The sequence below is a fragment of the Streptomyces sp. CA-142005 genome (assembly GCF_050942335.1).
Taxonomy (GTDB): domain Bacteria; phylum Actinomycetota; class Actinomycetes; order Streptomycetales; family Streptomycetaceae; genus Streptomyces.
This window is the reverse complement of record NZ_CP192078.1, coordinates 7,320,999-7,344,411: the sequence shown is the minus strand read 5'-3', so window position 1 is coordinate 7,344,411 and position 23,413 is coordinate 7,320,999. Positions and strand designations below refer to the sequence as shown.

General features: G+C 71.5%; 18 protein-coding genes and 3 pseudogenes. 7 read left to right on the top strand and 14 right to left on the bottom strand.

Features of this window, described 5'->3' with window-relative positions:
* Positions 1-872: 872 nt before the first annotated feature.
* Positions 873-3,590, bottom strand: a complete 2,718-nt coding sequence (gene acnA, locus ACQPXS_RS34190) for an aconitate hydratase AcnA (protein ID WP_351806209.1) — start codon at positions 3,588-3,590, stop codon at positions 873-875.
* 380 nt (positions 3,591-3,970) lie between these two features.
* Here acnA and ACQPXS_RS34185 point away from each other — a divergent pair, with 380 nt between their 5' ends.
* Positions 3,971-5,500 carry a helix-turn-helix domain-containing protein gene (locus ACQPXS_RS34185; protein WP_433453250.1) on the top strand — a complete coding sequence of 510 codons (1,530 nt, stop codon included), beginning with the start codon at positions 3,971-3,973 and terminating at the stop codon, positions 5,498-5,500.
* A gap of 109 nt (positions 5,501-5,609) precedes the next feature.
* On the top strand, positions 5,610-6,626 hold the full coding sequence (locus ACQPXS_RS34180) for an Lrp/AsnC family transcriptional regulator (RefSeq protein ID WP_433453248.1): 1,017 nt from the start codon (positions 5,610-5,612) through the stop codon (positions 6,624-6,626).
* Between the two features lie 75 nt (positions 6,627-6,701).
* On the opposite strand, the gene ACQPXS_RS34175 is transcribed toward ACQPXS_RS34180, so the two are convergent.
* The 10 genes from ACQPXS_RS34175 to ACQPXS_RS34130 all read right to left on the bottom strand — a co-directional run bounded on the left by ACQPXS_RS34175 (position 6,702) and on the right by ACQPXS_RS34130 (position 18,488).
* Positions 6,702-8,156, bottom strand: a complete 1,455-nt coding sequence (locus ACQPXS_RS34175; protein WP_433453247.1) for an MFS transporter — start codon at positions 8,154-8,156, stop codon at positions 6,702-6,704.
* 233 nt (positions 8,157-8,389) lie between these two features.
* Positions 8,390-9,583 carry an MFS transporter gene (locus ACQPXS_RS34170; RefSeq protein ID WP_433453245.1) on the bottom strand — a complete coding sequence of 398 codons (1,194 nt, stop codon included), beginning with the start codon at positions 9,581-9,583 and terminating at the stop codon, positions 8,390-8,392.
* Positions 9,583-10,086, bottom strand: a complete 504-nt coding sequence (locus tag ACQPXS_RS34165) for a GNAT family N-acetyltransferase (RefSeq protein WP_433453243.1) — start codon at positions 10,084-10,086, stop codon at positions 9,583-9,585. Before ACQPXS_RS34165 ends, ACQPXS_RS34170 begins: the two co-directional genes overlap by 1 nt.
* Position 10,087: 1 nt before the next feature.
* Positions 10,088-11,374, bottom strand: coding sequence for a type III PLP-dependent enzyme (locus tag ACQPXS_RS34160; protein ID WP_433453242.1), 1,287 nt, complete (start codon positions 11,372-11,374; stop codon positions 10,088-10,090).
* On the bottom strand, positions 11,371-12,660 hold the full coding sequence (locus tag ACQPXS_RS34155) for a DUF6271 family protein (RefSeq protein WP_433453240.1): 1,290 nt from the start codon (positions 12,658-12,660) through the stop codon (positions 11,371-11,373). Before ACQPXS_RS34155 ends, ACQPXS_RS34160 begins: the two co-directional genes overlap by 4 nt.
* On the bottom strand, positions 12,657-13,691 hold the full coding sequence (locus ACQPXS_RS34150; RefSeq protein ID WP_433453238.1) for a phytanoyl-CoA dioxygenase family protein: 1,035 nt from the start codon (positions 13,689-13,691) through the stop codon (positions 12,657-12,659). The genes ACQPXS_RS34155 and ACQPXS_RS34150 overlap by 4 nt, the downstream gene beginning before the upstream one ends.
* Positions 13,692-13,801: 110 nt before the next feature.
* Positions 13,802-15,289, bottom strand: coding sequence for a glycoside hydrolase family 3 protein (locus ACQPXS_RS34145; protein WP_433453236.1), 1,488 nt, complete (start codon positions 15,287-15,289; stop codon positions 13,802-13,804).
* 8 nt (positions 15,290-15,297) lie between these two features.
* On the bottom strand, positions 15,298-16,128 hold the full coding sequence (locus ACQPXS_RS34140) for a carbohydrate ABC transporter permease (protein WP_351806189.1): 831 nt from the start codon (positions 16,126-16,128) through the stop codon (positions 15,298-15,300).
* Positions 16,125-17,123 carry a carbohydrate ABC transporter permease gene (locus ACQPXS_RS34135; protein ID WP_433453234.1) on the bottom strand — a complete coding sequence of 333 codons (999 nt, stop codon included), beginning with the start codon at positions 17,121-17,123 and terminating at the stop codon, positions 16,125-16,127. Before ACQPXS_RS34135 ends, ACQPXS_RS34140 begins: the two co-directional genes overlap by 4 nt.
* Positions 17,124-17,207: 84 nt before the next feature.
* The gene (locus ACQPXS_RS34130) at positions 17,208-18,488 is read right to left on the bottom strand and encodes an extracellular solute-binding protein (RefSeq protein WP_356305226.1); all 1,281 of its coding nucleotides are present in this window, start codon (positions 18,486-18,488) and stop codon (positions 17,208-17,210) included.
* A gap of 324 nt (positions 18,489-18,812) precedes the next feature.
* Here ACQPXS_RS34130 and ACQPXS_RS34125 point away from each other — a divergent pair, with 324 nt between their 5' ends.
* The 4 genes and pseudogenes from ACQPXS_RS34125 to ACQPXS_RS34110 form a co-directional block, all read left to right on the top strand.
* Complete coding sequence (locus tag ACQPXS_RS34125; RefSeq protein ID WP_433453232.1) at positions 18,813-19,592, top strand: GntR family transcriptional regulator; 780 nt, start codon at positions 18,813-18,815, stop codon at positions 19,590-19,592.
* Between the two features lie 100 nt (positions 19,593-19,692).
* Positions 19,693-19,842, top strand: a pseudogene (locus ACQPXS_RS34120) (UTRA domain-containing protein); the annotation flags it as partial.
* Positions 19,843-19,942: 100 nt separating this feature from the next.
* Positions 19,943-20,092: pseudogene (locus tag ACQPXS_RS34115) on the top strand (UTRA domain-containing protein); the annotation flags it as partial.
* A 100-nt stretch (positions 20,093-20,192) separates the two neighbouring features.
* Positions 20,193-20,342, top strand: a pseudogene (locus tag ACQPXS_RS34110) (UTRA domain-containing protein); the annotation flags it as partial.
* Between the two features lie 436 nt (positions 20,343-20,778).
* Here the strand turns inward: ACQPXS_RS34110 and ACQPXS_RS34105 are convergent.
* Positions 20,779-21,204, bottom strand: coding sequence for a DUF6299 family protein (locus ACQPXS_RS34105; protein ID WP_433453230.1), 426 nt, complete (start codon positions 21,202-21,204; stop codon positions 20,779-20,781).
* 235 nt (positions 21,205-21,439) lie between these two features.
* Here ACQPXS_RS34105 and ACQPXS_RS34100 point away from each other — a divergent pair, with 235 nt between their 5' ends.
* Complete coding sequence (locus ACQPXS_RS34100) at positions 21,440-21,634, top strand: DUF5999 family protein (protein WP_433453228.1); 195 nt, start codon at positions 21,440-21,442, stop codon at positions 21,632-21,634.
* Positions 21,635-21,644: 10 nt separating this feature from the next.
* Here ACQPXS_RS34100 and ACQPXS_RS34095 read toward each other — a convergent pair whose 3' ends face one another.
* Both ACQPXS_RS34095 and ACQPXS_RS34090 read right to left on the bottom strand, forming a co-directional pair.
* Positions 21,645-22,043, bottom strand: a complete 399-nt coding sequence (locus ACQPXS_RS34095; protein ID WP_351806177.1) for a RidA family protein — start codon at positions 22,041-22,043, stop codon at positions 21,645-21,647.
* Positions 22,040-23,173: an acyl-CoA dehydrogenase family protein gene (locus tag ACQPXS_RS34090; RefSeq protein WP_433453227.1), complete on the bottom strand. Its 1,134-nt coding sequence runs from the start codon at positions 23,171-23,173 to the stop codon at positions 22,040-22,042. Before ACQPXS_RS34090 ends, ACQPXS_RS34095 begins: the two co-directional genes overlap by 4 nt.
* Between the last annotated feature and the right edge of the window lie 240 nt (positions 23,174-23,413).

Genomic DNA, 23,413 nt, shown 5'->3' with positions numbered 1-23,413 from the left:
CCGCCGAGCGTGTGCCGTACGCCGTCCACGCACAGGCCGGCCAGAACGCGGATGCCGCTCGCGCCGAGGACGGTGACGCGGCAGGCGCCGAGTCCCGGGACCGTGCAGGTGCGGGCCGCGCCGTCGCCGGGAACGCCGCCGAGACCGGCGCGCTGAGCGGGCAAGAGCCCTCGTCCCGGCCCAGCGGACCGGTCCGTCGAGCGTGTGCCGTACGCCGTCCACGCACAGGCCGGCCAGAACGCGGATGCCGCTCCCGTCGAGGACGGTGACGCGGTAGATGCCGAGTCCCGGGACCGTGCGGGTGCGGGCCGCGCCGTCGCCGGGAACGCCGCCGAGACCGGCGCGCTGAGCGGGCAAGAGCCCTCGTCCCGGCCCAGCGGACCGGTCCGTCGAGCGTGTGCCGTACGCCGTCCACGCACAGGCCGGCCAGAACGCGGATGCCGCTCCCGTCGAGGACGGTGACGCGGTAGATGCCGAGTCCCGGGACCGTGCGGGTGCGGGCCGCGCCGTCGCCGGGGACGCCGCCGAGAGCGGCGCGCTGAGCGGGCGAGGGCCCTTGTTCCGGCCGACGACCGCGGCGGCCGAGGTGAGCCCGCCGGAGTCGAACCGGGCGGCCCCGACGGGTGGCCTCCGGTGCCGAGGAAGGCGAGGTCGGCTGGGCCGGTCGGTCCGTGCTCGGCGGGCCTCGGTCAGTCGTCCGTCCGACTCGCCCATGGGATGGGCGCGTTGAGCGAGGTCGGTGGTCAGTGTGAGCGCGGCGCACACGCTGACGAGGGTGGCGGTGAGAACGCTGTGCCGGTCCGGGGACGGACGGCGAAGGGCCGCACCCCCGGTGCCGGGGATGCGGCCCTGAACCGCTGTGCCGGGTCCGCTTACTTGCGGATCAGGTTGCGCAGCACGTACTGCATGATGCCGCCGTTGCGGTAGTAGTCGGCCTCACCGGGGGTGTCGATGCGGACGACCGCGTCGAACTCGACACCGGTGTCGGTGGTGACCTTGACCGTGCGCGGCGTGGTGCCGTCGTTCAGCTCGGTCACGCCGGAGATGGAGAAGGTCTCCTCACCGGTCAGGCCGAGGGAGGCGGCGGAGGCGCCCTCCGGGAACTGCAGCGGCAGGACGCCCATGCCGATGAGGTTCGAGCGGTGGATGCGCTCGTACGACTCGGCGATGACGGCCTTGACGCCGAGCAGCGCGGTGCCCTTGGCGGCCCAGTCGCGGGACGAACCGGAGCCGTACTCCTTGCCGGCCAGGACGACCAGCGGGATGCCCTGCTCGATGTAGTTGCGGGAGGCGTCGTAGATGAACGACACCGGACCGCCGTCCTGGGTGAAGTCGCGGGTGTAGCCGCCCTCGGTGCCCGGCGCGATCTGGTTGCGCAGGCGGATGTTGGCGAACGTACCGCGGATCATGACCTCGTGGTTGCCGCGGCGGGAGCCGTAGCTGTTGAAGTCGCGGCGCTCGACGCCGTGCTCCGTGAGGTACTGACCGGCCGGGGTGTCGGCCTTGATGGCACCGGCCGGGGAGATGTGGTCGGTGGTGACCGAGTCGCCGAGCTTGGCGAGCACGCGGGCGCCGGCGATGTCCTCGACCGGGGCCGGCTCCATGCCCATGCCCTCGAAGTACGGGGGCTTGCGGACGTAGGTGGACTGCGGGTCCCACTCGAAGGTGTTGCCGGTCGGGACCGGGAGCGACTGCCACTGGGCGTCGCCGGCGAAGACGTCCTGGTAGGACTTGGAGAACATGTCCTCGCCGATGGCGCTCGCGACGACGTCGTTGACCTCGGCCTCGGTCGGCCAGATGTCCTTCAGGTAGACCGGGTTGCCGTCCTGGTCGGTGCCCAGGGCGTCACGGGTGATGTCCACCTTCATGGAGCCCGCGATGGCGTACGCGACGACCAGCGGCGGGGACGCCAGGTAGTTCATCTTGACGTCGGGGTTGATCCGGCCCTCGAAGTTCCGGTTGCCGGACAGGACCGAGGTGACCGCGAGGTCGTGGTCGTTGACGGCCTTGGAGACCTCCTCCGGCAGCGGGCCGGAGTTGCCGATGCAGGTGGTGCAGCCGTAACCGACGAGGTTGAAGCCCAGCTTGTCCAGGTACGGGGTGAGGCCGGCCTTCTCGAAGTAGTCGGTGACGACCTTCGAACCCGGGGCGAGGGTGGACTTGACCCAGGGCTTGCGGGTCAGGCCCTTCTCGACCGCCTTCTTGGCGACCAGGGCGGCGCCGATCATGACGTACGGGTTGGAGGTGTTGGTGCAGGAGGTGATGGCCGCGACCGTCACCGCACCGTGGTCCAGCTCGTAGGTCGTGCCGTCGGGGGCGGTGACCGGGACCGGGTTGGACGGGAAGCCGTTGGGGTGGACGGCCGGGGCGTCGGAGGCCGGGAAGGACTCCTTGCCCGCCTCGTCGATGTCGTCCACGTAGTTGCGGACGTCCAGCTTGAACTGCTCGGCGGCGTTCGCGAGGACGATGCGGTCCTGCGGGCGCTTCGGGCCGGCGATGGACGGGACGACCGTGGACAGGTCCAGCTCGAGCTTCTCGGAGAAGTCCGGCTCGGCCTTCGGGTCCAGCCAGAGGCCCTGCTGCTTGGCGTAGGCCTCGACCAGCGCGACCTGCTGCTCGGAGCGGCCGGTCAGGCGCAGGTAGTTCAGGGTCTCGTCGTCGATCGGGAAGATCGCGGCGGTGGAGCCGAACTCCGGGGACATGTTGCCGATGGTGGCGCGGTTCGCGAGGGAGGTGGCGGCGACACCCTCGCCGTAGAACTCCACGAACTTGCCGACCACGCCGTGCTTGCGCAGCATCTCGGTGATGGTGAGCACGAGGTCGGTGGCGGTGGTGCCGGTGGGCAGCTCACCGGTCAGCTTGAAGCCGACGACGCGCGGGATGAGCATGGAGACCGGCTGGCCGAGCATGGCGGCCTCGGCCTCGATGCCGCCGACGCCCCAGCCGAGGACGCCGAGGCCGTTGACCATCGTGGTGTGCGAGTCGGTGCCGACCAGGGTGTCCGGGTAGGCCTTGCCGTCGCGGACCATCACGACACGGGCCAGGTGCTCGATGTTCACCTGGTGGACGATGCCGGTGCCGGGCGGGACGACCTTGAACTCGTCGAAGGCGGTCTGGCCCCAGCGCAGGAACTGGTAGCGCTCCTTGTTGCGGCCGTACTCCAGCTCGACGTTCTGCTTGAAGGCGTCGTTGGTGCCGAACTTGTCGGCGATGACGGAGTGGTCGATGACCAGCTCGGCCGGCGCCAGCGGGTTGATCTTGGCGGGGTCGCCGCCGAGCTCCTTCACGGCCTCACGCATGGTCGCGAGGTCCACGACACAGGGCACGCCGGTGAAGTCCTGCATGATCACGCGGGCCGGCGTGAACTGGATCTCCTGGCTGGGCTGGGCCTGGGAGTCCCAGTTGCCGAGGGCGCGGATGTGGTCGGCGGTGATGTTCGCGCCGTCCTCCGTGCGGAGCAGGTTCTCCAGCAGGACCTTGAGGCTGTACGGCAGGCGGGCCGAGCCCTCCACCTTGTCCAGCCGGAAGATCTCGTACGACTCGTCGCCCACCTGCAGCGTGCTGCGGGCGTCGAAGCTGTTCGCCGACACGACAGTCTCCTTCATTGATGTGCGCGTACCACCGTCAATCCTGCCGCCACGCCGGTCTGGCCGATCCGCTAAGGTAAGGCTAAGTTAGGTAACCCTTAGTGGGTGGCGGCTGCGGTGCACCTGGCAGATATCTCGATGTCGAGATAACACTAGTACATGGGGGCCGGATGGTCATGCCCGGACACCCCGCCGGGCCGGTGGCGCGATATGAGGCGACGGGGCCACACGCTGGATTCGCCCCCTGCATGGAGGGTAGGGGAGATACCGGGCACTCACCATGAATGGGGCGTAGCACCGCGTCTCCGCAGGCCACTGACGCGCCGTCACCCGAATGGACCCCTCGGCGGGCGCCATCTCATATCTGAGATAACCTCAACCACATGGCAGACGACTACCTCGTACGCATCGGCAAGCTCATCCGTGACGCCCGGCAACACCGAGGCTGGACACAAACGCAGCTCGCGGAGGCGCTCGGCACCAGTCAGAGCGCGGTCAACCGCATCGAGCGCGGGAACCAGAACATCAGCCTTGAGATGATCGCCCGCATAGGAGAAGCCCTGGACAGCGAGATCGTGTCGCTGGGGTACGCGGGCCCGATGCATCTGCGCGTGGTCGGCGGTCGCCGTCTGTCCGGCGCCATCGACGTCAAGACGAGCAAGAACGCCTGCGTGGCGCTGCTGTGCGCCTCGCTGCTCAACAAGGGACGCACGGTGCTGCGCCGCGTCGCGCGGATCGAGGAGGTGTACCGCCTGCTGGAGGTCCTCAACTCCATCGGCGTGCGCACCCGCTGGATCAACGACGGCGTCGACCTGGAACTGGTGCCACCGGGCGAGCTGGAGATGGCGGCGATCGACGCGGAGGCCGCCGTGCGCACCCGCTCGATCATCATGTTCTTCGGCCCGCTGCTGCACCGCATGGACCACTTCAAACTGCCGTACGCCGGCGGCTGCGACCTCGGCACCCGGACCATCGAGCCGCACATGATCGCGCTGCGCCGGTTCGGCCTGGACATCGCGGCCACCGAGGGCCAGTACCACGCGCAGGTCGACCGCACGGTCCGCCCCGACCGTCCGATCGTGCTGACCGAGCGCGGCGACACCGTGACCGAGAACGCGCTGCTGGCCGCCGCCCGGCACGACGGCGTGACCGTCATCCGCAACGCCTCCTCCAACTACATGGTCCAGGACCTGTGCTTCTTCCTGGAGGCCCTGGGCGTCAAGGTCGAGGGCATCGGCACCACCACGCTGACCGTGCACGGCGTGCCGAACATCGACGTCGACGTGGACTACTCCCCCTCCGAGGACCCGGTCGAGGCGATGAGCCTGCTGGCCGCCGCCGTCGTCACGGAGTCGGAACTGACGGTGCGCCGGGTCCCCATCGAGTTCCTGGAGATCGAGCTGGCGGTCCTGGAGGAGATGGGCCTCGACCACGACCGGTCGCCCGAGTACTTCGCGGACAACGGCCGCACCCGCCTGATCGACCTGACGGTCCGCCCCTCCAAGCTCGAAGCCCCGATCGACAAGATCCACCCCATGCCCTTCCCGGGCCTGAACATCGACAACGTCCCGTTCTTCGCGGCGATCGCGGCCGCCGCGCAGGGCAAGACGCTGATCCACGACTGGGTCTACGACAACCGCGCGATCTACCTCACGGACCTCAACCGCCTCGGCGGCCGCCTCCAGCTCCTCGACCCGCACCGGGTCCTGGTCGAGGGCCCCACCCGCTGGCGCGCCGCCGAGATGATGTGCCCGCCGGCCCTGCGCCCCGCCGTGGTCGTCCTGCTGGCGATGATGGCGGCCGAGGGCACGTCCGTGCTGCGCAACGTGTATGTCATCAACCGGGGTTACGAGGACCTCGCCGAGCGGCTGAACTCCATCGGGGCGCAGATCGAGATCTTCCGGGACATCTGACCGGTTGCCGAGGGAACGCCGCCGCACCCCGACCGACCCGCGCCATGTGACGGCGGGAGGGGGCGGCGGCACCTGTGCCCGGGGCCGGCCCCCACTGAAGGATGGGTGCATGCTCGACGACCTGGACCGTGCCCTGATCCACGCGCTGCACGTGGCCGGCCGCGCGCCGTTCAGCCGGATCGCTGCCGCACTCGGCGTGTCGTCCCAGACGATCGCCCGCCGCTACCGACGGCTGCGGGAGGAGGCGTCGCTGCGTGTCGTCGGGCTCGCGGACCCCCACCGAGCCGGTCGGACACAGTGGCTCGTCAGAATGACCGCCGCGGCGGGCTCCGCAGAGGACCTCGCGCACGCCCTGGCCCGTCGGCCGGACACGTCGTGGGTCAAACTCACCTCCGGCGGCACCGACATCGTCGCGATCATCCACGCCCCGAACGGCGCCGCCGGCAGCTCCCTGCTGCTGCGCGACATCCCGCGCACCAACACGGTCACGGCCGTGTCCGCCCACTGCCTGCTGCACATGTACCTCGGAGGTCCCACGAACTGGCGCCGGAGCGCGAACACCCTCGACGAGGAGCAGCAGCGCATGCTGCGGTCGAACGAGGCCACCGGCACCGGACATGTCCCCGTGCCGCGTCAACTGACCGACGCGGACGCCGATTTGCTGGTCGCACTGCAGAAGGACGGGCGTGCCAGTCACGCGGAACTCGCCCAGGCGACCGGCTGGTCCCCCGTCACCGTCGCGCGCCGCCTGGCCGATCTGCGGGCGGGCGGCGCCCTCTTCTTCGACGTGGAGGTCGACACCGGGCTGTTCGGCGCCAACACCAGGGCACTTCTGTGGATGTCGGTGAGCCCCGCGCACCTGGATCACGTGGCGACGGCCCTGGCGGGCCATGACGAACTCGCCTTCGTCGCCGCGACCACGGGCCCCACCAACCTGGTGGCCCAGGCGCTGTGCAGCGACCCCGCCGACCTGCACCGTTACCTCACCCGGCGGCTCGGCTCCCTCGACGCGATCCATACCCTGGAGACCAGCCCGGTGCTGCGGAACGTCAAGGCGGCGAGCCCGGTGCTCACCGACCTCGCCCGTATCCGACGGGCTGTTCCGGCTTCGCGCGTGCGGCTGTGAAGCGGTGGAGTGCTCGCGCACGCCGGTGCGGCGAGCGCGAGGCCGCCGCAGGGACCGCTCGGGAGCGTGGCTCGATCAGCGCTGTGCCCCGGCCTTGTCCGGGGCGTCCTTGGCGAGCATCGACCTGCTGGTGACGAAGCTGACCACCACCAGCGCGACGGCAACCCAGAAGGCGGCCTGGACCGCGTGCAGCGCGGCCGATGGGCCGCCGGGCTCCGCGCTGTCGAGGTAGACGCTGCCCAGGACGGCGACCCCGAGCGTGGCGCCCAACTGCTGCACGGCGTTCAGCAGGCCGGCGGCCGACCCGGTCTCCTGCGGCCGCAGCGGCTTCAGGGCGATGGTGAAGAAGGCCGGGCTGAAGAGCCCGACTCCCAGACCCGCCACGCCCAGCGCGATCAGCAGCGGCTCGGGGTAGGACGTGGGGTCCGCCTCGTGGTAGACGGCGATGGCGGCCAGTGCTCCGAGCAGGAGTACGGCGAGGCCCAGGGACATCACGCGGTGCCCGTGGCGCCGGACCAGATGGGCGCCGGCCACCCAGGAGGCCACGGCCAGGCCCACCGACCAGGGCGCGAGGGTCAGCCCCGCGTCGAGCACATCGGTGCCGAGCCCCAGCTGGAGCTGCAGCACGACGACCGTCATCAGGCCGTTGGTCACCGCGAAGAACGATGCCGACGTCACCAGCGCGGCCGGGAAACCCCGGTGCGCGAACAGGCTCGGCTCCACCACCGGGCTCCGGCCGGCGGCGGCGACGCGGCGCTGGTGCAGCGCGAACACGACCATCACGAGCGGACCGGCCACGACGGCACCCCGGCTCCACGCGGACATCGCGGCGATGTCGGCACCGACGAGGGGGTAGACGACGAGCCCGACTCCGATCGCGGCCAGGAGCGTGCCGGTGAGATCGAGAGCGGGCCGCTGGGGAGCGCGGTTCTCCAGCAGTTTGGGGGCCAGGGCCAGCACGACCAGGGAGACGGGCACGTTGACCAGGAATGTCGCGCGCCACGACGAGCCGAACAGGTCGGCATGCGTCAGGACACCGCCGAGCACCGGACCGCAGACGGCCGCCAGGCCCATCACCGGGCCGATGCTGCCCAGGGCCTTGGACATCTCGTCACCGGAGAACATGGCTTTGATGAGACCGATGGTCTGGGGAATGATCACGGCCGCCGCCGCTCCCTGCACCGCACGGAAGGCGATCAGCAGTCCCACCGTGGGTGCCAGGGCGCAGGCGGTGGACGCGAGCATGAATCCCGTGACGCCGACGACGAACAGCCGTCGTCGGCCGGCGATGTCGCCCAGCCGGCCACCGGTGATCAGCAGCACCGCGAACGGCAGGGTGTAGGCGGTCGTGAACCACTGGATGCCGGACACCGATCCGCCCAGATCGGCGTGGATCGCCGGTGCGGCGACCTGCACGATGGTCGTGTCCCACAGGTTCATCGCCTCACCGAGCAGCAGGGCGGTGAGCGCCGGCCACCGCCATCGGTACGCCGTCGCGGGAGTCGGCGCAAGCACATGCTCAGCAGTCATCGGGGTTCCTCTCCACCGTTGTCGACGCGCCGACCCGATCCCCTGGGGTGAGGGCATCGAGTCCGACCACGAGTCAGCGTGGAGGGACGGGTCCGGGGCCTCCAGCCGGAGCGGGGAGATGGAAGATTCCTGCCGCCGAGGACGCCTGCGGTGACGATTTCCCACACGCCGGCCGGGTGCACGCACCCCGGCCGGCGCGGAGATGTGCCGGCACGTGGACGACCTGGAGATCCTCACGGACCGCTGAACGAAGGCCGGGGTTCGGCCGCGGGTGCCGGGGTGCGGTGGCCGGGCCAGGGGATGCGGAACGCGGTCAGTGTCACGATCAGGGCCGACGCGGCGACGGTCGCCATGCCGAGGGTCAGGCTCGTGGTGCTCGCGACGAAGCCGATCAGGGCCGGGCCCGCCAGCAGGCCCGTGGTGCCCATCGCGGCGACCAGGGCCAGGGCGTCCGAGCCGCGGCCGGCGGCGGCGACGTAGACGCACGGGGTGACGGCGGCCGCGCCGAGGCCGACGCAGGCGAAGCCGAGGAGGGTCGGGACCAGCCCGCCGGCGAGCAGGGCGAGGGCCAGGCCGGCGGCGGCCACCGCGCTGCCGGCCCGTACCACCCGGCCGTCGCCCCAGCGACTGCGCCAGCGGTCCGCGCTCAGGCGGGCCAGCAGCATCATCACGGAGACGACCGCGATGCCCAGCGGCGCCACGGACGCCGAGGCCTTGACGACGTCCTTCAGGTAGAGCGTCGACCAGTCGTTCATCGCGCCCTCGGTGATGGTGCCGAAGGCCATGGCGCAGCCCATCAGCAGAGTCGTCCAGGAGGGCAGGACCGGGCGCCGGTTCCGCTTCGGCTCGCCCGGCGTGCCCGGCTGGGTGTGGTCCAGCAGCCCGGAGCGGGCGCCGGCGAGCAGCAGCAGCAACAGCGCCCCGGCCACGGCGAAATGTGCCGGCACCGACGCGGTCAGCGTGGTCACGCCCGAGCTCAGCAGGGCGGCGGCGAGCAGACCGGCGCTGAAGGTGGCGTGCAGCTGGGACATGGCGGTGCGGCCGTAGGCCCTCTCCAGCGCGGCGCCCTGGGCGTTCATGGCGACGTTGAGGCAGCCGACCGCGACTCCGTCGGCGCAGACGGCGAGGAGGGCGAGCGGGTAGTTCGGTACGGCGGAGAGGGCGGCCAGTACGGCGACCAGGCCGAGGGCGGAGGCCAGGGCCAGCCGCCGGGAGCCGAGACGCCGCATCAGGACGGCGACCAGCGGGAAGGAGGCCGCGGCGCCGGCCCCGCACACCATCAGCAGCAGGCCCACCTCCCCGGAGCCCAGGTCCAGCCGGGTCTTGAGCGCGGGCAGGCGGGAGACCCAGGTGCCGTACTGGAGGCCGAGGAAGCAGAACAGCGCCGCGATCGACCACTTGGCACGCGGGAAGGAGGGGGTGGGCATCAGCTCGCCTTCCGTACGGCGGCGACCCGCGCCGACATGTACACCGCGCCGGCGCCGTAGCCGGCCGGGACGTGCGCCTCGTGGTGGGCGCGGTAGCCGTTGGCCCGCCAGAAGGGTTCCTTGCCGGCGACGGCGATCAGGGACATGGTCCGGAAACCGCGGGTGCGGGCCGTGTCCGTCAGGTGGCGGGCCATCCGGCTGCCGAGCCCCCTGCGCCGCAGGGGCGCGGTGACGACGAGGTCGTGCAGGTGCAGGTTGGTGGAGCAGTGGGCGGCGTGCTCGGCGCGGGTCAGGTCGGGGCAGCGGAACATCGGGTAGGGCAGGGCCAGTGCATAGCCCGCGATCCGGCCGTCGAGGTCCAGGACGAGGCCGGTGCCCGCCGCGGCCCGGGCGCGCAGTGCGGCCTCCCCCTCGGTGAGCGCGGTGTCCGCGTACGCCTCGGCTTCCAGGGCCACGACCTCGGGCCAGTCGGCCTCGGTGATGCCGCGTATCAGGTGGGTCATGTCAGTGGTGTCCTTCCTGGCCGCGGACGCACACGCAGGGCAGCGGGCGGACGCCGTTGAACCCCTGGGTCATGTAGCTGGTGGCGTAGGCGCCGGCGGAGAGGATCCAGACCGGGTCGCCGGAGGTGACGGACGCCGGCACGCGCACCGGATACCGGCCCGCGCCGTAGGCGTCGTCGCTGTCGCAGGTGGGGCCGGCGACGACGGCGAGGACGTGCTCCCGCGCCCCGAGGTGGCCCGGGAACACCATGCGGTGCGTCACCTGGTCCATCTCGTAGAGGCCGTTGAACTTGCCGCAGCTCAGGTAGAGCCAGTGCTCCTCGGTTCCGTCCGGCTGCCGGCGCCGGGTCAGCCGGGAGACGTGGGCGCGCACGGCACCGTGGTCGGCGACCAGGTGGCGGCCCGGTTCCATGACGAAGTCGAGCGGGGAGGAGGTGAGGTCGCGCAGCCGGTCCATGCCTTCGCGGAGCACGGTGAAGATCTTGTCCAGCGGCGGGTCGAGGGGGTTGCCGTGGCGGTCCCGGTAGCCGAGCGCGGGCAGGCCGCCACCGAGGTTGACGTGGTCCGGTAGGATCCCCCGCCCGGCCAGCGCCGACAGGGTCCCGGCGAGGGTGTCGAGGGCCTGCTGCCAGGCCTCGCCGGTCATCTGCTGGGAGCCGACGTGCACGGACAGGCCGGCCGGGGTGAGTCCGGCGTCACGGGCGGTCTCCAGCACGCGGACGGCGTCGTCGGGGACGCAGCCGAACTTGCGGTTCAGGCCCCACAGGGCGCCGTCACCTCCGGTGGCCAGGCGGCAGAACACCCGTGCCCCTGGGGCGTGTGCGGCGATGGCGGTGACGTCCTCGACGCTGTCGGTGGCGAAGGTGCGGACACCCAGGCGGTGGGCTTCGGCTATGTCCTGGTCGGACTTGATGGTGTTGCCGTAGTGGATGCGGTCGGCTGAGGCGCCAGTGCGTAGTGCTTGCGTGATTTCAGCAGGGCTTGCCGCGTCGAAACCCGATCCGCGGGTTGCGAGGGTGTGCAGGACCTCGTCGACGGGGCAGGCCTTGAGGGCGAAGCGGATGTGGGTGCCGGGCAACTCGTTGAGCAGGGCGTCGTATTGGTGCTCTATGCCGGTCAGGTCGTAGATGACGCGGTCGGATTCGGCTGCGGCGAGTGCGGTGCCGAGTGCGCCTACGGACGTGCCCGGATGTGCCGTCGTGCGAGGGCGGGTCCACCGTGGTTGATCGCGCCCGCGCGGCGGTAGCCGCATATCAGACAGGGCCCCGCGCTCCTTCGGGGCGCTCATGTGCAGGCTGCTTTGATCAGTGCCGGCCAGACCTCGACCAGGTGTGCGAAGTCCTCCATGTCCGACTCCGCCTCGTCCCATAACCGTTCGCGCTCTGCCGCGAGCTGGTCGGCGAACGTCGCGTACCGGCCGCCCAGCTTGCGATACGCCGTGTCCACCCGGTCCAGGCGCCAGATGTTCTCCGTGCGGTCCAGGCCGGTGCTCTCCCGCAGGAAGTCCACGATCCGGTCGGGCCGCACCCGATGCCGGTCGTCCAGCAACCCGGCACCTTCGGCGGCCATGCGGTCGTAGACGTGGTGGAAGTAGAGCATGGACAGCAGGAACTTCACGAACCGCCGCTGGTAGGCCGGGAAGCCGGTGTCGGTGCGGCGTTCGGGGGTGTGGAAGTTCTCTATGTGGCGGTTGTGCAGGATGCCGGGCAGGCCGGCGTCGTGGACCAGGTGGAGGAGGAAGTAGTCGCTGCCGATGGTGTCGGTGGCGGGTGGCAGGGGGACGCGTTCGTAGATCGCGCGGTCGAAGGCGATGTTGCACATGTCGACGCGCATGGGGTCGACCACGGTGAGGGTCGCCCGGTCGCCGGTGAAGGCTGCCGTGCCCGCTCCGGTGAAGGACTCCTCGACCAGGTGCCGTTTGCGTTCCTCGGACCAGTCGCTGGGCGCCCAGAGGCTGACGACGTCGTGGTACACGCCCTCGTCCAGGTGCCGTATCTCCCCCAGGTCCACGGAGAGTTCGCCGATGAAGGAGGCTCCGGCCAGTGACACCGGGCGGCCCAGCAGCGCCGGGTCGAGGTCGGTGGGCAGACCGGCGGCCGTGGCCTCGGCGACCGGACCGCCCAGCCAGGGCAGCTCGTGGTGGACGGGGAACACCGGCTGTCCTGCGAGCAGTTGGTAGGTGCTGTCGGAGTCCCTGCGGTGCAGCGAGTGGCAGCCGAGGGCGGCGGCGAGCAGGAAGGCCCGGTTGGTGCAGGCGCCGTAGGAGACGGCGGGCGGGAGCATCAGGTGCAGGAGGCGCTCGGGTTCCGCCAGGCCCGCTCGCTCGATCGTCCGGCGCAGGAAGGCGCGCTGGGCGTCCTCGTCGAGGTGGTGGACGGTGACGCCGGTCGCCGGGTGGAGTCCGGCGACGACGCGGGCGTGCCGGGCGCGGGTGCGGGCGTCGGAGGAGTCGAGGATGAGCAGCTGGACGTCGGCGCCGAAGCGCCGAGCGGCGTAGGCGGCCTCGTCGTGGAGTGCGGTGAGGGTGGCGGAGCAGGCCCGGTTGGTGGGCAGGCAGAGGCAGATCCGGTTCACTGTGCCTCTTCCGCGGCGGTGGTCCAGGAGTCCAGGCCGAGCAGTTTTCTGCCGAGCGGGTCGAGCGTGGCCGGGCCGTAGCGGTCGGCCTCCGGCTTGCGGGCGTCGCCGAGGAGGGTGGCGTTCCAGTCGGGGGTCGCGAGGGTGCGCCAGGAGTGGACGCGGGAGTCGCGCAGGGCGGTCGCCTCCTCCAGGGCGGGCATCATCGACAGGTACTGGACGGCTCGGACAGCGTTGTCAGAGAGGTTCGGTGCCACGCCGTGCGCCAGCAGCCCGTTGAAGATGAGCAGGTCGCCGGCCTGGAGGTCGGGGCGGATCACCGGGAACTCGGCGCGGTCGGTGCCGGGGCGGACCGGGTCGCGGCCGGGCGGCTGGGCCACGCGCCATTCCTCGAAGCGGCGGAAGAGCTCGGGGGCGCACTGGAAGCCGCCGAGTTCGGGCCGGGTGTCGTTGAGCGCGATGATGCCCTGGACGCGCTGCGGGAGGACGGCGAGGGTGGTGTCGACGTCCCAGTGCAGCTCGATGTCGAAGCCCTCGTCGGTGGGCTCGATCAGGGAGCGCGAACGGGTGCGTGTGTTGGGCGGGTTGAGGTTGAGCCGGTCCAGGGTGACCCACAGCTCCGGGCAGTCCCACACGTCCACGAACGCGTCGTAGACCCGCCGGGTCTGGCGGCTGTCCCAGAGGAGCTGGTGGTGGTAGGCCTCGACGAAGCCGTAGATGAACAGGTGCCGGTCGAGTTCGGAGCGGAACTCCGGTTCCTCGTACCAGGTGTCGGGGCGGTCGGGGTCGAGGCCCTGGAACCGCCAGGCGAAGTCGAGGAGTTGCTTGGCCTCGCCGGGGGTGATGGCCTCCCGTACGACGACGTAGCCGTAGGTCTGCCAGAAGGCGAAGTCCTCGTCCGACAGCACCCTGAGGGGCTGGGACTTCTCGATGTGGCGCAGGGGGGTCGGGGCGAGGTAGGTCTCGCCGTCGGCGCTGAAGTAGGGGCGGGTGGAGGCTGCTCGGTGGAGGTGGGGGTGGGGCGTTTGCATGCGATTCCTCTGGACAGCACGGGCGAGCAGGTGCGGTTGGGATCCGGGAAAAGAGCAAGGTCGAGCGGGCCGCCCGCGACGAAGCGGGCGGCCGGTGGTGGCCGTTTCGGTCAGCCCGCGACGACGGCCTCCGCCGCCGCCACACCGCAGACCCGCGCGGCGCCGTAGGTGGCGATGTGCAGGGCGCCGCGCGGGGCGGCCTGCGGCAGGCCCATCTCCACGACGACGGTGTCGGGGCGGGCGGCGAGCAGGGTGTCGAGGGCGGAGCGCATCCAGCCGTGCCGGTGTTCGTCGCGGACCACGGCGACGATCCGGCGGCCGTCGGCGGCGGCGAGGGCCTCCGGTCCGCCGCCCTCACCGGTGAAGGACCCGGACGCGGTGCCGGGCAGCAGCCGCTCCAGCTCGGCGGTCACGCCCCACGGCGTCTGGTCGCCGACGGCGATGTTGCGGGCCGGCTCGAACTGGGCGACGAACACGGGTGTGTCGGCCGGTACGGCGGCGCCGGCCCGGGTCACTCTCAGTGCGCGGCGGGCGGCGACGAGGCCCACCTCGGGGTCGGGCACGGTGGCGGAGGCGGCGGCTCGCGCCCCGGCGGTCCACGCGGCCAGGTCCCGCACCCGGGCCGCCGCGTCCGCGAGCCGTTCCTCGGGCAGTTCGCCGGAGCGTACGGCGGCCACGAGCGCGTCCCTGAGTCCCAGCACGGTGCCCTCGTCGCACAGTCCGCCGCCCACGCAGATGGCGTCGGCGCCGGCCGCGATCGCGAGGACGACGCCGTGCTCCAGGCCGTACGTGCCGGAAATGGCGCGCATCTCCATGCCGTCGGTGACGATCAGGCCCCGGTAGCCGAGTTCGTCGCGCAGCAGCTCGGTGAGGATGCGGCGGGAGAGGGTGCCCGGCCGGTCGGGGTCGAGGGCCGGGACGAGGATGTGGGCGCTCATGATCGCCCGGGTGCCGGCGGCGATGGCCGCGCGGAACGGGGGCAGTTCGCGGGCGTAGAGGGTGTCGGCGTCGACGTCGATGCGGGGTACGGCGTGGTGGGAGTCGACGTTGGTGTCGCCGTGGCCGGGGAAGTGCTTGGTGCAGGCTGCGACGCCGGTGGACTGCAGGCCCTCGACCCAGGCGGCGGTGTGCCGGGCGACCAGGTCGGTGCTCGCGCCGAAGGAGCGCACCCCGATGACGGGGTTGTCGGGGTTGGCGTTGACGTCGGCGGACGGCGCCCAGTCGAAGTTGACGCCGCAGGCGGCCAGGCGCCGGCCCAGTTCGCGGGAGACGGCCCGGGTGAGGCCGGGGTCGTCGACGGCGCCGAGGGCGTGGTTGCCGGGGAAGGAGGAGCCGGTGCGCACGTCCAGGCGGGTGACGTCGCCGCTCTCCTCGTCGATGGCGACCAGCAGGTCGTCGCGTTCGGCGCGCAGTTCGGCGGTGAGGGCGGTGACCTGCTCCTCGGTGACGACGTTGCGGCCGAACAGGGCGACGGAGGCGAGGCCCTCACCGAGGCGGCGGCGCACCCAGTCGGGCGCGGTGGTGCCGTCGAACCCCGGCTGCAGCACCGCGAGGGCGTCCCGGGTGAGGGTGTCCGGGCCGGTGGCGAGTGTGGTCATCGGCGGTGTCATCCCTTCACGGCGCCGTCGGTCAGGCCGCTGACGGCCTTGCGTTGCAGGAAGATGAAGAGGATCAGGATGGGCAGCGCGAACAGGGACGAGGCGGCCATGGTGGCGCCCCAGTCGTCGCCGAAGGCCGTCTGGAACTGCGACAGCCACAGCGGCAGGGTCTGCTTCTCGACGTCCTTGTTGAGGATCAGGACGAGCGGGAACTCGTTCCAGGCGGTGATGAACCCGAACAGCGAGGTCGCCATCAGGCCGGGCGCGAGCAGCGGGAAGATGACCCGGACGAAGGCCTGCGTGCGGGTGCAGCCGTCGACCATCGCCGCCTCCTCCAGGTCCTTCGGCACGGCGGCCACGTACCCGCGCAGCGTCAGGACGGTCAGGGGGAGCACCATCATGGTGTAGAAGACGGTGAGCGGGACCAGGCTGTCCAGCATGTCGTTGTCCCGGACGATCATGTAGATGGCGATGATCATGACCTCCCAGGGGGCCATCTGCGCCAGCATGAACGTCACGATGAGCCCGCGCCGGCCCCGGAACCGCATCCGGGCCAGGGCGAAGGCCGCGAACAGGGCGATGACGAGCGAGAAGACGACCGACAGGACCGTCACGGTGACGGAGTTGGCGACCAGGGTCCAGAAGTGGTCGGCGTCGACGGCCTTCTTGAAGTGGCCGAGGGTGACGTTCGTCGGGAACCACACCGGGTTCTCGGCGATGATGTCGCCGGTCGGCTTGAAGGCCGTCGCGAACATCCAGTAGACGGGGAACACGAAGCCGACGAAGAGGACCACGGCGGTCGCGTTGGGCCAGATACGGCCGAAGAGCGAGCGCTTCACAGCTCGTCCTCCTCTTGCTTGAGCACCATGCGCAGGTAGTACGAGGTGATGACGAGCAGGACCAGGATGGTCAGGAAGGAGATCGCCGCGCCGACCCCGAAGTGCTGGTTGCCGACGCCCTCGACGTAGGCGTAGATCGGCAGGGTCTCGGTGAGGTGGTCGGGGCCGCCCTCGTTCATCGCGAAGAGCTGCGTGAACGACTTGAACACCCAGATGACCTCCAGGAAGGTCGTGGCGTACAGGAACGGCCGCAGGAAGGGCAGGGTCACCGAGGCGAAGCTCTGCCAGGCGCCGGCGCCGTCCAGGGACGCGGCCTCGTACAGCTCCTTGGGGATCGTGGTGGTGGCGGCGTACAGGTTGATCGCCACGAACGGGACCGACTGCCACACGATCAGCAGGATGACCACGGAGAAGGTGGAGAACTGGGAGCCCATCCAGTTGTAGTCGGCCATGGAGTGCCAGCCCAGCCTGTCCAGGACCCAGTTGACGACGCCGAAGCGCTGGGCGAACAGCCACTGGTAGACGGTGGTGGCCGCGACGTAGGGCATGGCCCAGGCGAGGACGAGGCCCACCATGAGCAGCAGTCGCATCCTCCGGCCTAGCCGGGCCAGCAGCAGGCCGATCAGCATGCCGATGCCCATGATGAGGACGACGTTGGCGACGGTGAAGAAGACGGAGCGCTCCAGGACGTGCCAGAACTCCGACTCGGAGAGCACCTGCCGGTAGTTGTCGACGCCGTTCCACTCGGTGAGGTGCTGGATGAGCTGCCGTGGGTTGAGGTTCTGGAACGACAGCATGCCGTTCTTGACCAGGGGCCAGCCGAGCAGGACCACTGTGGCCAGCAGTGCGGGCAGCAGCAGGAGGTAGGGGGCGGCGGCACCGCGGCGGGACGGGGACGCGGAGTCACGGTCCGCGCCCCGGGGCGGCCCCGGTATCCGGGCCTTGCGGACAGCGGGCTCCCCGGCCGTGTCCGTGCCTTGGGTCTGCACTGACATGAGTTGCCATCTCTTCCGTGGCCGAACCGGCCGTACGAACGACTGAGCCGGGGGCGCCTGCCGCGGCGCCCCCGGCGCTGGTCATCAGTTCTGCTGGGCCAGGCGCTTGTTGATCTCGGCCTCGACCTGCTTGGCGGCGTCCGCCGGGGACTTGCCGTTCAGCACCGCGGTCATGTAGGCCTTGATCGGGTTCGGGGTGTTCTCCACCGCGGCCCACTCCGGGATCAGCGGGGTGGTGCCGCCGACCGCGGCGGCGGGGGCCGCGGCCTCGGCGGCGCCGTTGCCCTGGAGGTTGCTCTGCAGGGACGTCTTGTTCGGGATGACGCCGTTGAGCTTGGCCAGTTCGCCCTCGTACTGGTCGGACAGGGCGATCTTCAGGAACTCCTTGGCCAGGGACTGCTTCTTGCTGTTCTGGGCGACGGCGAGGTTGGAGCCGCCCAGGAAGACGCCCTCGGGCTTGTCGGCGGTGGCGCCGGGGATGGTGAAGTAGCCGAGGTCCTTCTCGATGGCCTTGTTGGCCTGGACGGCGGTGCCGGCCTCCCAGCCCATGCCGATGAACGCGCCGGTCTTGCCCTTGGCGAAGATCGTGGCCTGCTGCGGGGTGGCCTCGTCCTTGTCCTTGGGTGCCTTGGAGTAGGAGGCGTACTTCTTGTAGGTCTCCATGGCCGCCGCGACCTTGGGGTCGGCGAGGTTGGAGACGTACTTGTCGCCCTGCTTCTTCACCAGGTCGGCGCCCTGGCCGATGGTCAGGCCGTCGAAGAAGTACCAGTTCTGGCCCGGCAGGTAGAGCGGCTCGGCGTCGGTCTTCTTGCCGATGGTGTCCAGGTCCTTGAAGAACTCGTCGCGGGTCTTCGGGGTGGACTTGATGCCGGCCTTCGCCCAGATCGCCTTGTTGTAGATGACGACGCGGTTGGCGAAGTACCAGGGGGCGGCGTACTGCTTGCCGTCGTACACGGAGGACTGGGAGACCGACGGCGTCCAGTCCGCGCCGATCCCCTTCTTGAGGTCGGCGAGGTCGGCGAGGCCGCCGGTGGCCGCGTAGGCGGGGGTCTGGGTGTTGCCGACCTCCAGGACGTCCGGCGGGTTGTCCTCGGAGAGGGCGGTGGTGATCTTCTGCTGGATCCCGTCCCACTTCTGGATCTCGAACTTCAGCTTCGCGCCGGTCTTCTTCTCGAACGCGGCCTGCACGTCCTTGCTCCACTGCGGCGGCGCGGAGCCGTCCATGGTCCAGACGGTGAGCGTCTGGCCCTTCCAGCTGTCCGGTCCCGCGTCCTTGCCGCTGTCCTTGCCGTCGTTTCCGCCACACGCCGCAACGGAGACCATCATGCCCGCGATCACGATCGCGGCAGCGAGCTTGCGCTTCACGCCACCCTCCTCAGGGATGCCACTAACCCCCCACGCCCTCGGCGGTGACCTGCGTACGACGCTTTTGCACGTAGGGCTCGGGACCTGGCCACTAATGGTGTAGACCAGTAGGGTGGAGCTTGGCCTAGACCTTTCGGGGTGTCAAGGGTGGTCCGGGAAGCCGATTCCGGCCGTTACGAGAACGTCACCGGAGCGCGTCCGTCCGCATCCGCCCCTTTCGCCCGGCCCTCGGGTTGGACCGGACCTGAGCGAGCGAGTTGGACTAGACCATAGGGCAGTTGGTCGCTATAACGGGAGACCGTCGACACAGCCGGGAAGGCAGGCATGACCACCGACGTCAGCAGCGCCCAGCCGCACGCGGGGGCGTCCGGCCGCACCGCGCGCGTGCCGAAGTACTACCGGATCAAGCAGCGACTCCTCGCCATGGCCGAGGAGTTGCAGCCCGGCTCGGCGATGCCGGCCGAGCGGCTGCTCGCCGTCCGGTTCGACACCTCCCGGACCACCATCCGGCAGGCGCTCACCGAACTCGTCGGCGAGGGCCGCCTGGACCGGATCCAGGGCAAGGGCACCTTCGTCTCCCAGCCCAAGCTGTACCGCACGCTCCAGCTGACCTCGCACACCGAGGACATGCGCGCCCAGGGCCTCACCCCCGCCTCGCAGGTGCTGGACATCGGGGAGATCCCGGCGGACCAGCGGCTGTCGGAGTTGCTCGGCATCGGCATCGGCGAGCGCGTCCTGCGCATCGAGCGGCTGCGGCTGGCCAGCGGCGACCCGATGGCGATCGAGACGACCCACCTGTCCGCGACGCGCTTCCCCGGCCTGCGCCGCTCGCTGGCGACCCAGCCCTCGCTGTACACGGCGCTCGCCGAGGTGTACGACGTCCATCTCGCCGAGGCCGACGAGACCATCGAGACCTCGCTGTCCACCCCGCGCGAGGCACAGTTGCTCGCCACCGACGTGGGTCTGCCGATGCTGCTGCTGTCCCGGCACTCGCGGGACGCGGAGGGCACCCCGGTGGAGTGGGTGCGCTCGGTGTACCGCGGTTCGCGGTACAAGTTCGTGGCGGCCCTGCGCCGGCCGCTGCCGGGGCCCGCGCAGGAGTGACCACGCCACAGCCCACTCGAAGTCGGTGACGAAGGCGAGCCGATGGCCGACAGGGACATCGGACGGCCCCGGGCGACCCGTGGGCAGGGCCGCCCGGCGTGACGTGGGTCTGCCGATGCTGCCGCTGTCCCGGCACTCGCGGGACGCGGAGGGCACCCCGGTGGAGTGGGTGCGCTCGGTGTACCGCGGTTCGCGGTACAAGTTCGTGGCGGCCCTGCGCCGGCCGCTGCCGGGGCCCGCGCAGGAGTGACCACGCCACAGCCCACTCGAAGTCGGTGACGAAGGCGAGCCGATGGCCGACAGGGACATCGGACGGCCCCGGGCGACCCGTGGGCAGGGCCGCCCGGCGTGACGTGGGTCTGCCGATGCTGCCGCTGTCCCGGCACTCGCGGGACGCGGAGGGCACCCCGGTGGAGTGGGTGCGCTCGGTGTACCGCGGTTCGCGGTACAAGTTCGTGGCGGCCCTGCGCCGGCCGCTGCCGGGGCCCGCGCAGGAGTGACCACGCCACAGCCCACTCGAAGTCGGTGACGAAGGCGAGCCGATGGCCGACAGGGACATCGGACGGCCCCGGGCGACCCGTGGGCAGGGCCGCCCGGCGTGACGTGGGTCTGCCGATGCTGCCGCTGTCCCGGCACTCGCGGGACGCGGAGGGCACCCCGGTGGAGTGGGTGCGCTCGGTGTACCGCGGTTCGCGGTACAAGTTCGTGGCGGCCCTGCGCCGGCCGCTGCCGGGGCCCGCGCAGGAGTGACCACGCCACAGCCCACTCGAAGTCGGTGACGAAGGCGAGCCGATGGCCGACAGGGACATCGGACGGCCCCGGGCGGCCCGTGGGCGGGGCCGGACGGGCGGGCTCCCATGAGCGCGCCCTGTCCCCCGCCCACCGCAAGCCGTGTCCCCCTCGCCGCCGACCCGCCGGAGCCACCGCGGCACGTCGCCGGCACGCTCATTCCCCAAGGCGCCGGCGGCACCCGGCTCTCCGAGGAGGCGGCCGACGTTCTGGACGACCGGTCCGGCGACAACGCCAGCGGCGGATCGTCCCCGTGCACAAACCACCTGGTGGCGGCCCGGGCCCGGCGGGCACCCGCACGGCAAGGGCGACACGCGGCACGGCGCCGGTCCGGCCGACCTGACGATCCACCTCACGTGCAGCGACGAGTCGCCGATGCACGGCATGTGACGGCCGCTCAGCTCTGGTCGAGGGTGATGTCCTGGTCCGTGACGGCGTGGAAGGCGGGCAGCGGGGCGATGCCCGAGGGGCGCAGTTCCATGAGCGTGGCCTGCACATGGGCCGGGCCGGTCCTGAGGGCCCCGGAGTCGGCCTTGCCGGTGTTCCGCCACCGGTGCTCGGCGCCGTCGCACTGGGCGACGCTGCCGCCGATGCCGTGCTTGACCTGGGCGTCGCTCTGGCTGAGCGAGGAGCTGACGAACACCGTTCCGGTGCCGGCGGTGCAGCGGTAGCTGCCGGAGAGCGTGACCGTGCCGTCGGACGCGAGATGGCCGGCGGTGTCGACGGTGACGGTCTCGGAGGGGTCGGCGCCGGCCGGGCCGACGGCGGCACACAGCAGGGCGGCGGCGCCGAGGGCCGCGGCGAGGGCGGGGCGAACGTGCATGGGAAACCTCCCGGTTCCATGGGGTCGGGGGCCTCCACTCGTACCGGTCGGCCGTGTCACCGGGCGTGATCGTCACCCCATCGGTGGCGCGTCATGGAACCGTCCGGGAGTTGTCCGGGAGTTGTCACGCTTCACGGCGCACGGTTCCGGGGCGTTCACGGCGGGAGCATGGTCTAGGTATGACGGGCGGCGGCCGCATCCGCCGGCCCCTCACATCCCGATGTGGAGGTGCGCCATGTGCTCCGACCAGTCCTCGTGCCCCGCGTCCGGCCCCGCCCTGCGGCACCCGGTGGCCGCCCACCCCGAGCAGGGCTGGACCTTGCTGTGCGACGGCTCGATCGTGTTCGACGACAGCGGCGAACTGCACCCGGACGGCAGCGTGGTCCCGCCGTGCCGCGTCCCGGCGGAACGGCTCGCCACAGCGGCCTGACCCGGGCTCCCTACGGCAGCACCGCGAACCCGTCCAGCTCCACCATCGCCCGTTCGTCCCACAGCCGTACGACCTGTACGACGGCCATCGCCGGGTAGTCCCGGCCCGCCAGGTCCCGCCAGACACGGCCGAGCCGGCCGGCGTGGGCGCGGTACGCGGCGACGTCCGTGGCGTAGACGGTGACCCGGGCGAGGTCGGCGGGGGTGCCGCCGGCCGCGCGCAGGGCCGCGAGGAGATTGCCGAGGGCCCGCTCGAACTGCTCGGGGAGCGTGTCCCCGGTCACCTTGCCGTCGGCGTCGAGGGCGGTCTGGCCCGCGAGGAACACCACGCGCGAGCCGGAGGCGACGACGGCGTGCGAGAACCCCGTGGGCGGGGACAGCTCGGGCGGGTTGACGCGCTCGGTCGTCACCGTCGGTCCTCCTCGGTCCTGGTGTACAACTCCCTGGCGATGATGCCCCGCTGGACCTCGCTGGCGCCCTCGTAGATGCGGGGGGCGCGCACCTCGCGGTAGAGGTGTTCGAGGAGGTGGCCGCGGCGCAGGGCCGCCGCGCCGTGCAGTTGGACGGCGGTGTCGACGACGTACTGCGCGGTCTCGGTGGCGAGCAGCTTGGCCATCGCGGCGCGCCCCGGCACATCGGCCGCGCCCACGTCGTACGCCGTCGCCGCCGCGTACACCATCAGCCGGGCGGCCTCGGTGCGCAGGGCCATCTCGGCGACCTGGTGGGAGACGGTCTGCAGGTCCATCAGCCGGCCGCCGAAGGCCTCGCGGCGGCGGGTGTGGGCGAGGGTGGCGTCGAGCGCGGCCTGGGCCATGCCGACCGCGAAGGCGCCGACGCTGGGGCGGAAGAGGTTGAGGGTGCCCATGGCGACGGCGAAGCCGCGGTCACGCTCGCCGAGCACGTCGTCTGCGGTGACCGGCACGGCGTCGAAGTCCAGGGCGCCGATGGGGTGCGGCGAGAGCATGTCCAGCGGGGTGCCGGTGAGGCCGGGCCGGTCGGCGGGGACGAGGAAGGCGGTCACGCCGCGGGCTCCGGCGCCGGGTGTGGTGCGGGCGAAGACGGTGTAGAAGTCGGCCTCGGGGGCGTTGGAGATCCAGCGCTTGGCGCCGGTGAGCCGCCAGCGGCCGTCGCCGTCGGGCTCGGCAGCGAGGGACAGCGCGGCCGCGTCCGAACCGGCCCCCGGCTCGCTCAGCGCGAAGGCGGCGACCGCGCTGCCGTCGGCGACGCGGGGCAGCCAGAGCTCGCGCTGGGCGGCGCTGCCGTGGGCGTGCACCGGATGGGCGCCCAGGCCCTGCAGGGCGAGCCCCGTCTCGGCCTCGGTGCAGGACTGTGCGAGGGACTCCCGCATCAGGCACAGGTCCAGCGCGCCGGAACTGAACAGCCGGGCGAGCAGACCGAGTCGGCCGAGCTCGGCGAGGAGCGGTCGGTTGACGTGTCCGGGCTCGCCCTTGTCGGCGAGCGGGCGCAGCCGTTCGGCGGCCGCCGTGCGCAGCTCGGCGCACCAGGCCGTCTGCCGCGGGTCGAGCGAGAATGCGGGCACTGCCGGTCCTCCCTCCGGTCCGGGCCACCGTGACCCGTCCCGTTCGCCGTCCGGGACGGGACCACCGCGGCCCGCCCCAGCGCCTTCCGGCGACGGGTCGGCAGGACCCCTCGCCGCCATCTCCCGAGGGCGGGCCACCACGGCCTCCCCGTCAATTCGCGGGGCCGGGCCGCGACAGCCTTCCCGTCACCGCCGGGCACCCTCCTGGCCTACCCCGTCCCACCCGACGTTATCGCGCAA

Bases quoted from the DNA above. Each gene is read 5' to 3' on its own strand.
- ACQPXS_RS34185 (WP_433453250.1), top strand. From the start codon at position 3,971: ATGGCAGACGACTACCTCGTACGCATCGGCAAGCTCATCCGTGACGCC.
- ACQPXS_RS34180 (WP_433453248.1), top strand. From the start codon at position 5,610: ATGCTCGACGACCTGGACCGTGCCCTGATCCACGCGCTGCACGTGGCC.
- ACQPXS_RS34175 (WP_433453247.1), bottom strand. From the start codon at position 8,156: ATGACTGCTGAGCATGTGCTTGCGCCGACTCCCGCGACGGCGTACCGA.
- ACQPXS_RS34170 (WP_433453245.1), bottom strand. From the start codon at position 9,583: ATGCCCACCCCCTCCTTCCCGCGTGCCAAGTGGTCGATCGCGGCGCTG.
- ACQPXS_RS34165 (WP_433453243.1), bottom strand. From the start codon at position 10,086: ATGACCCACCTGATACGCGGCATCACCGAGGCCGACTGGCCCGAGGTC.
- ACQPXS_RS34160 (WP_433453242.1), bottom strand. From the start codon at position 11,374: ATGAGCGCCCCGAAGGAGCGCGGGGCCCTGTCTGATATGCGGCTACCG.
- ACQPXS_RS34150 (WP_433453238.1), bottom strand. From the start codon at position 13,691: ATGCAAACGCCCCACCCCCACCTCCACCGAGCAGCCTCCACCCGCCCC.
- ACQPXS_RS34145 (WP_433453236.1), bottom strand. From the start codon at position 15,289: ATGACCACACTCGCCACCGGCCCGGACACCCTCACCCGGGACGCCCTC.
- ACQPXS_RS34135 (WP_433453234.1), bottom strand. From the start codon at position 17,123: ATGTCAGTGCAGACCCAAGGCACGGACACGGCCGGGGAGCCCGCTGTC.
- ACQPXS_RS34125 (WP_433453232.1), top strand. From the start codon at position 18,813: ATGACCACCGACGTCAGCAGCGCCCAGCCGCACGCGGGGGCGTCCGGC.
- ACQPXS_RS34105 (WP_433453230.1), bottom strand. From the start codon at position 21,204: ATGCACGTTCGCCCCGCCCTCGCCGCGGCCCTCGGCGCCGCCGCCCTG.
- ACQPXS_RS34100 (WP_433453228.1), top strand. From the start codon at position 21,440: ATGTGCTCCGACCAGTCCTCGTGCCCCGCGTCCGGCCCCGCCCTGCGG.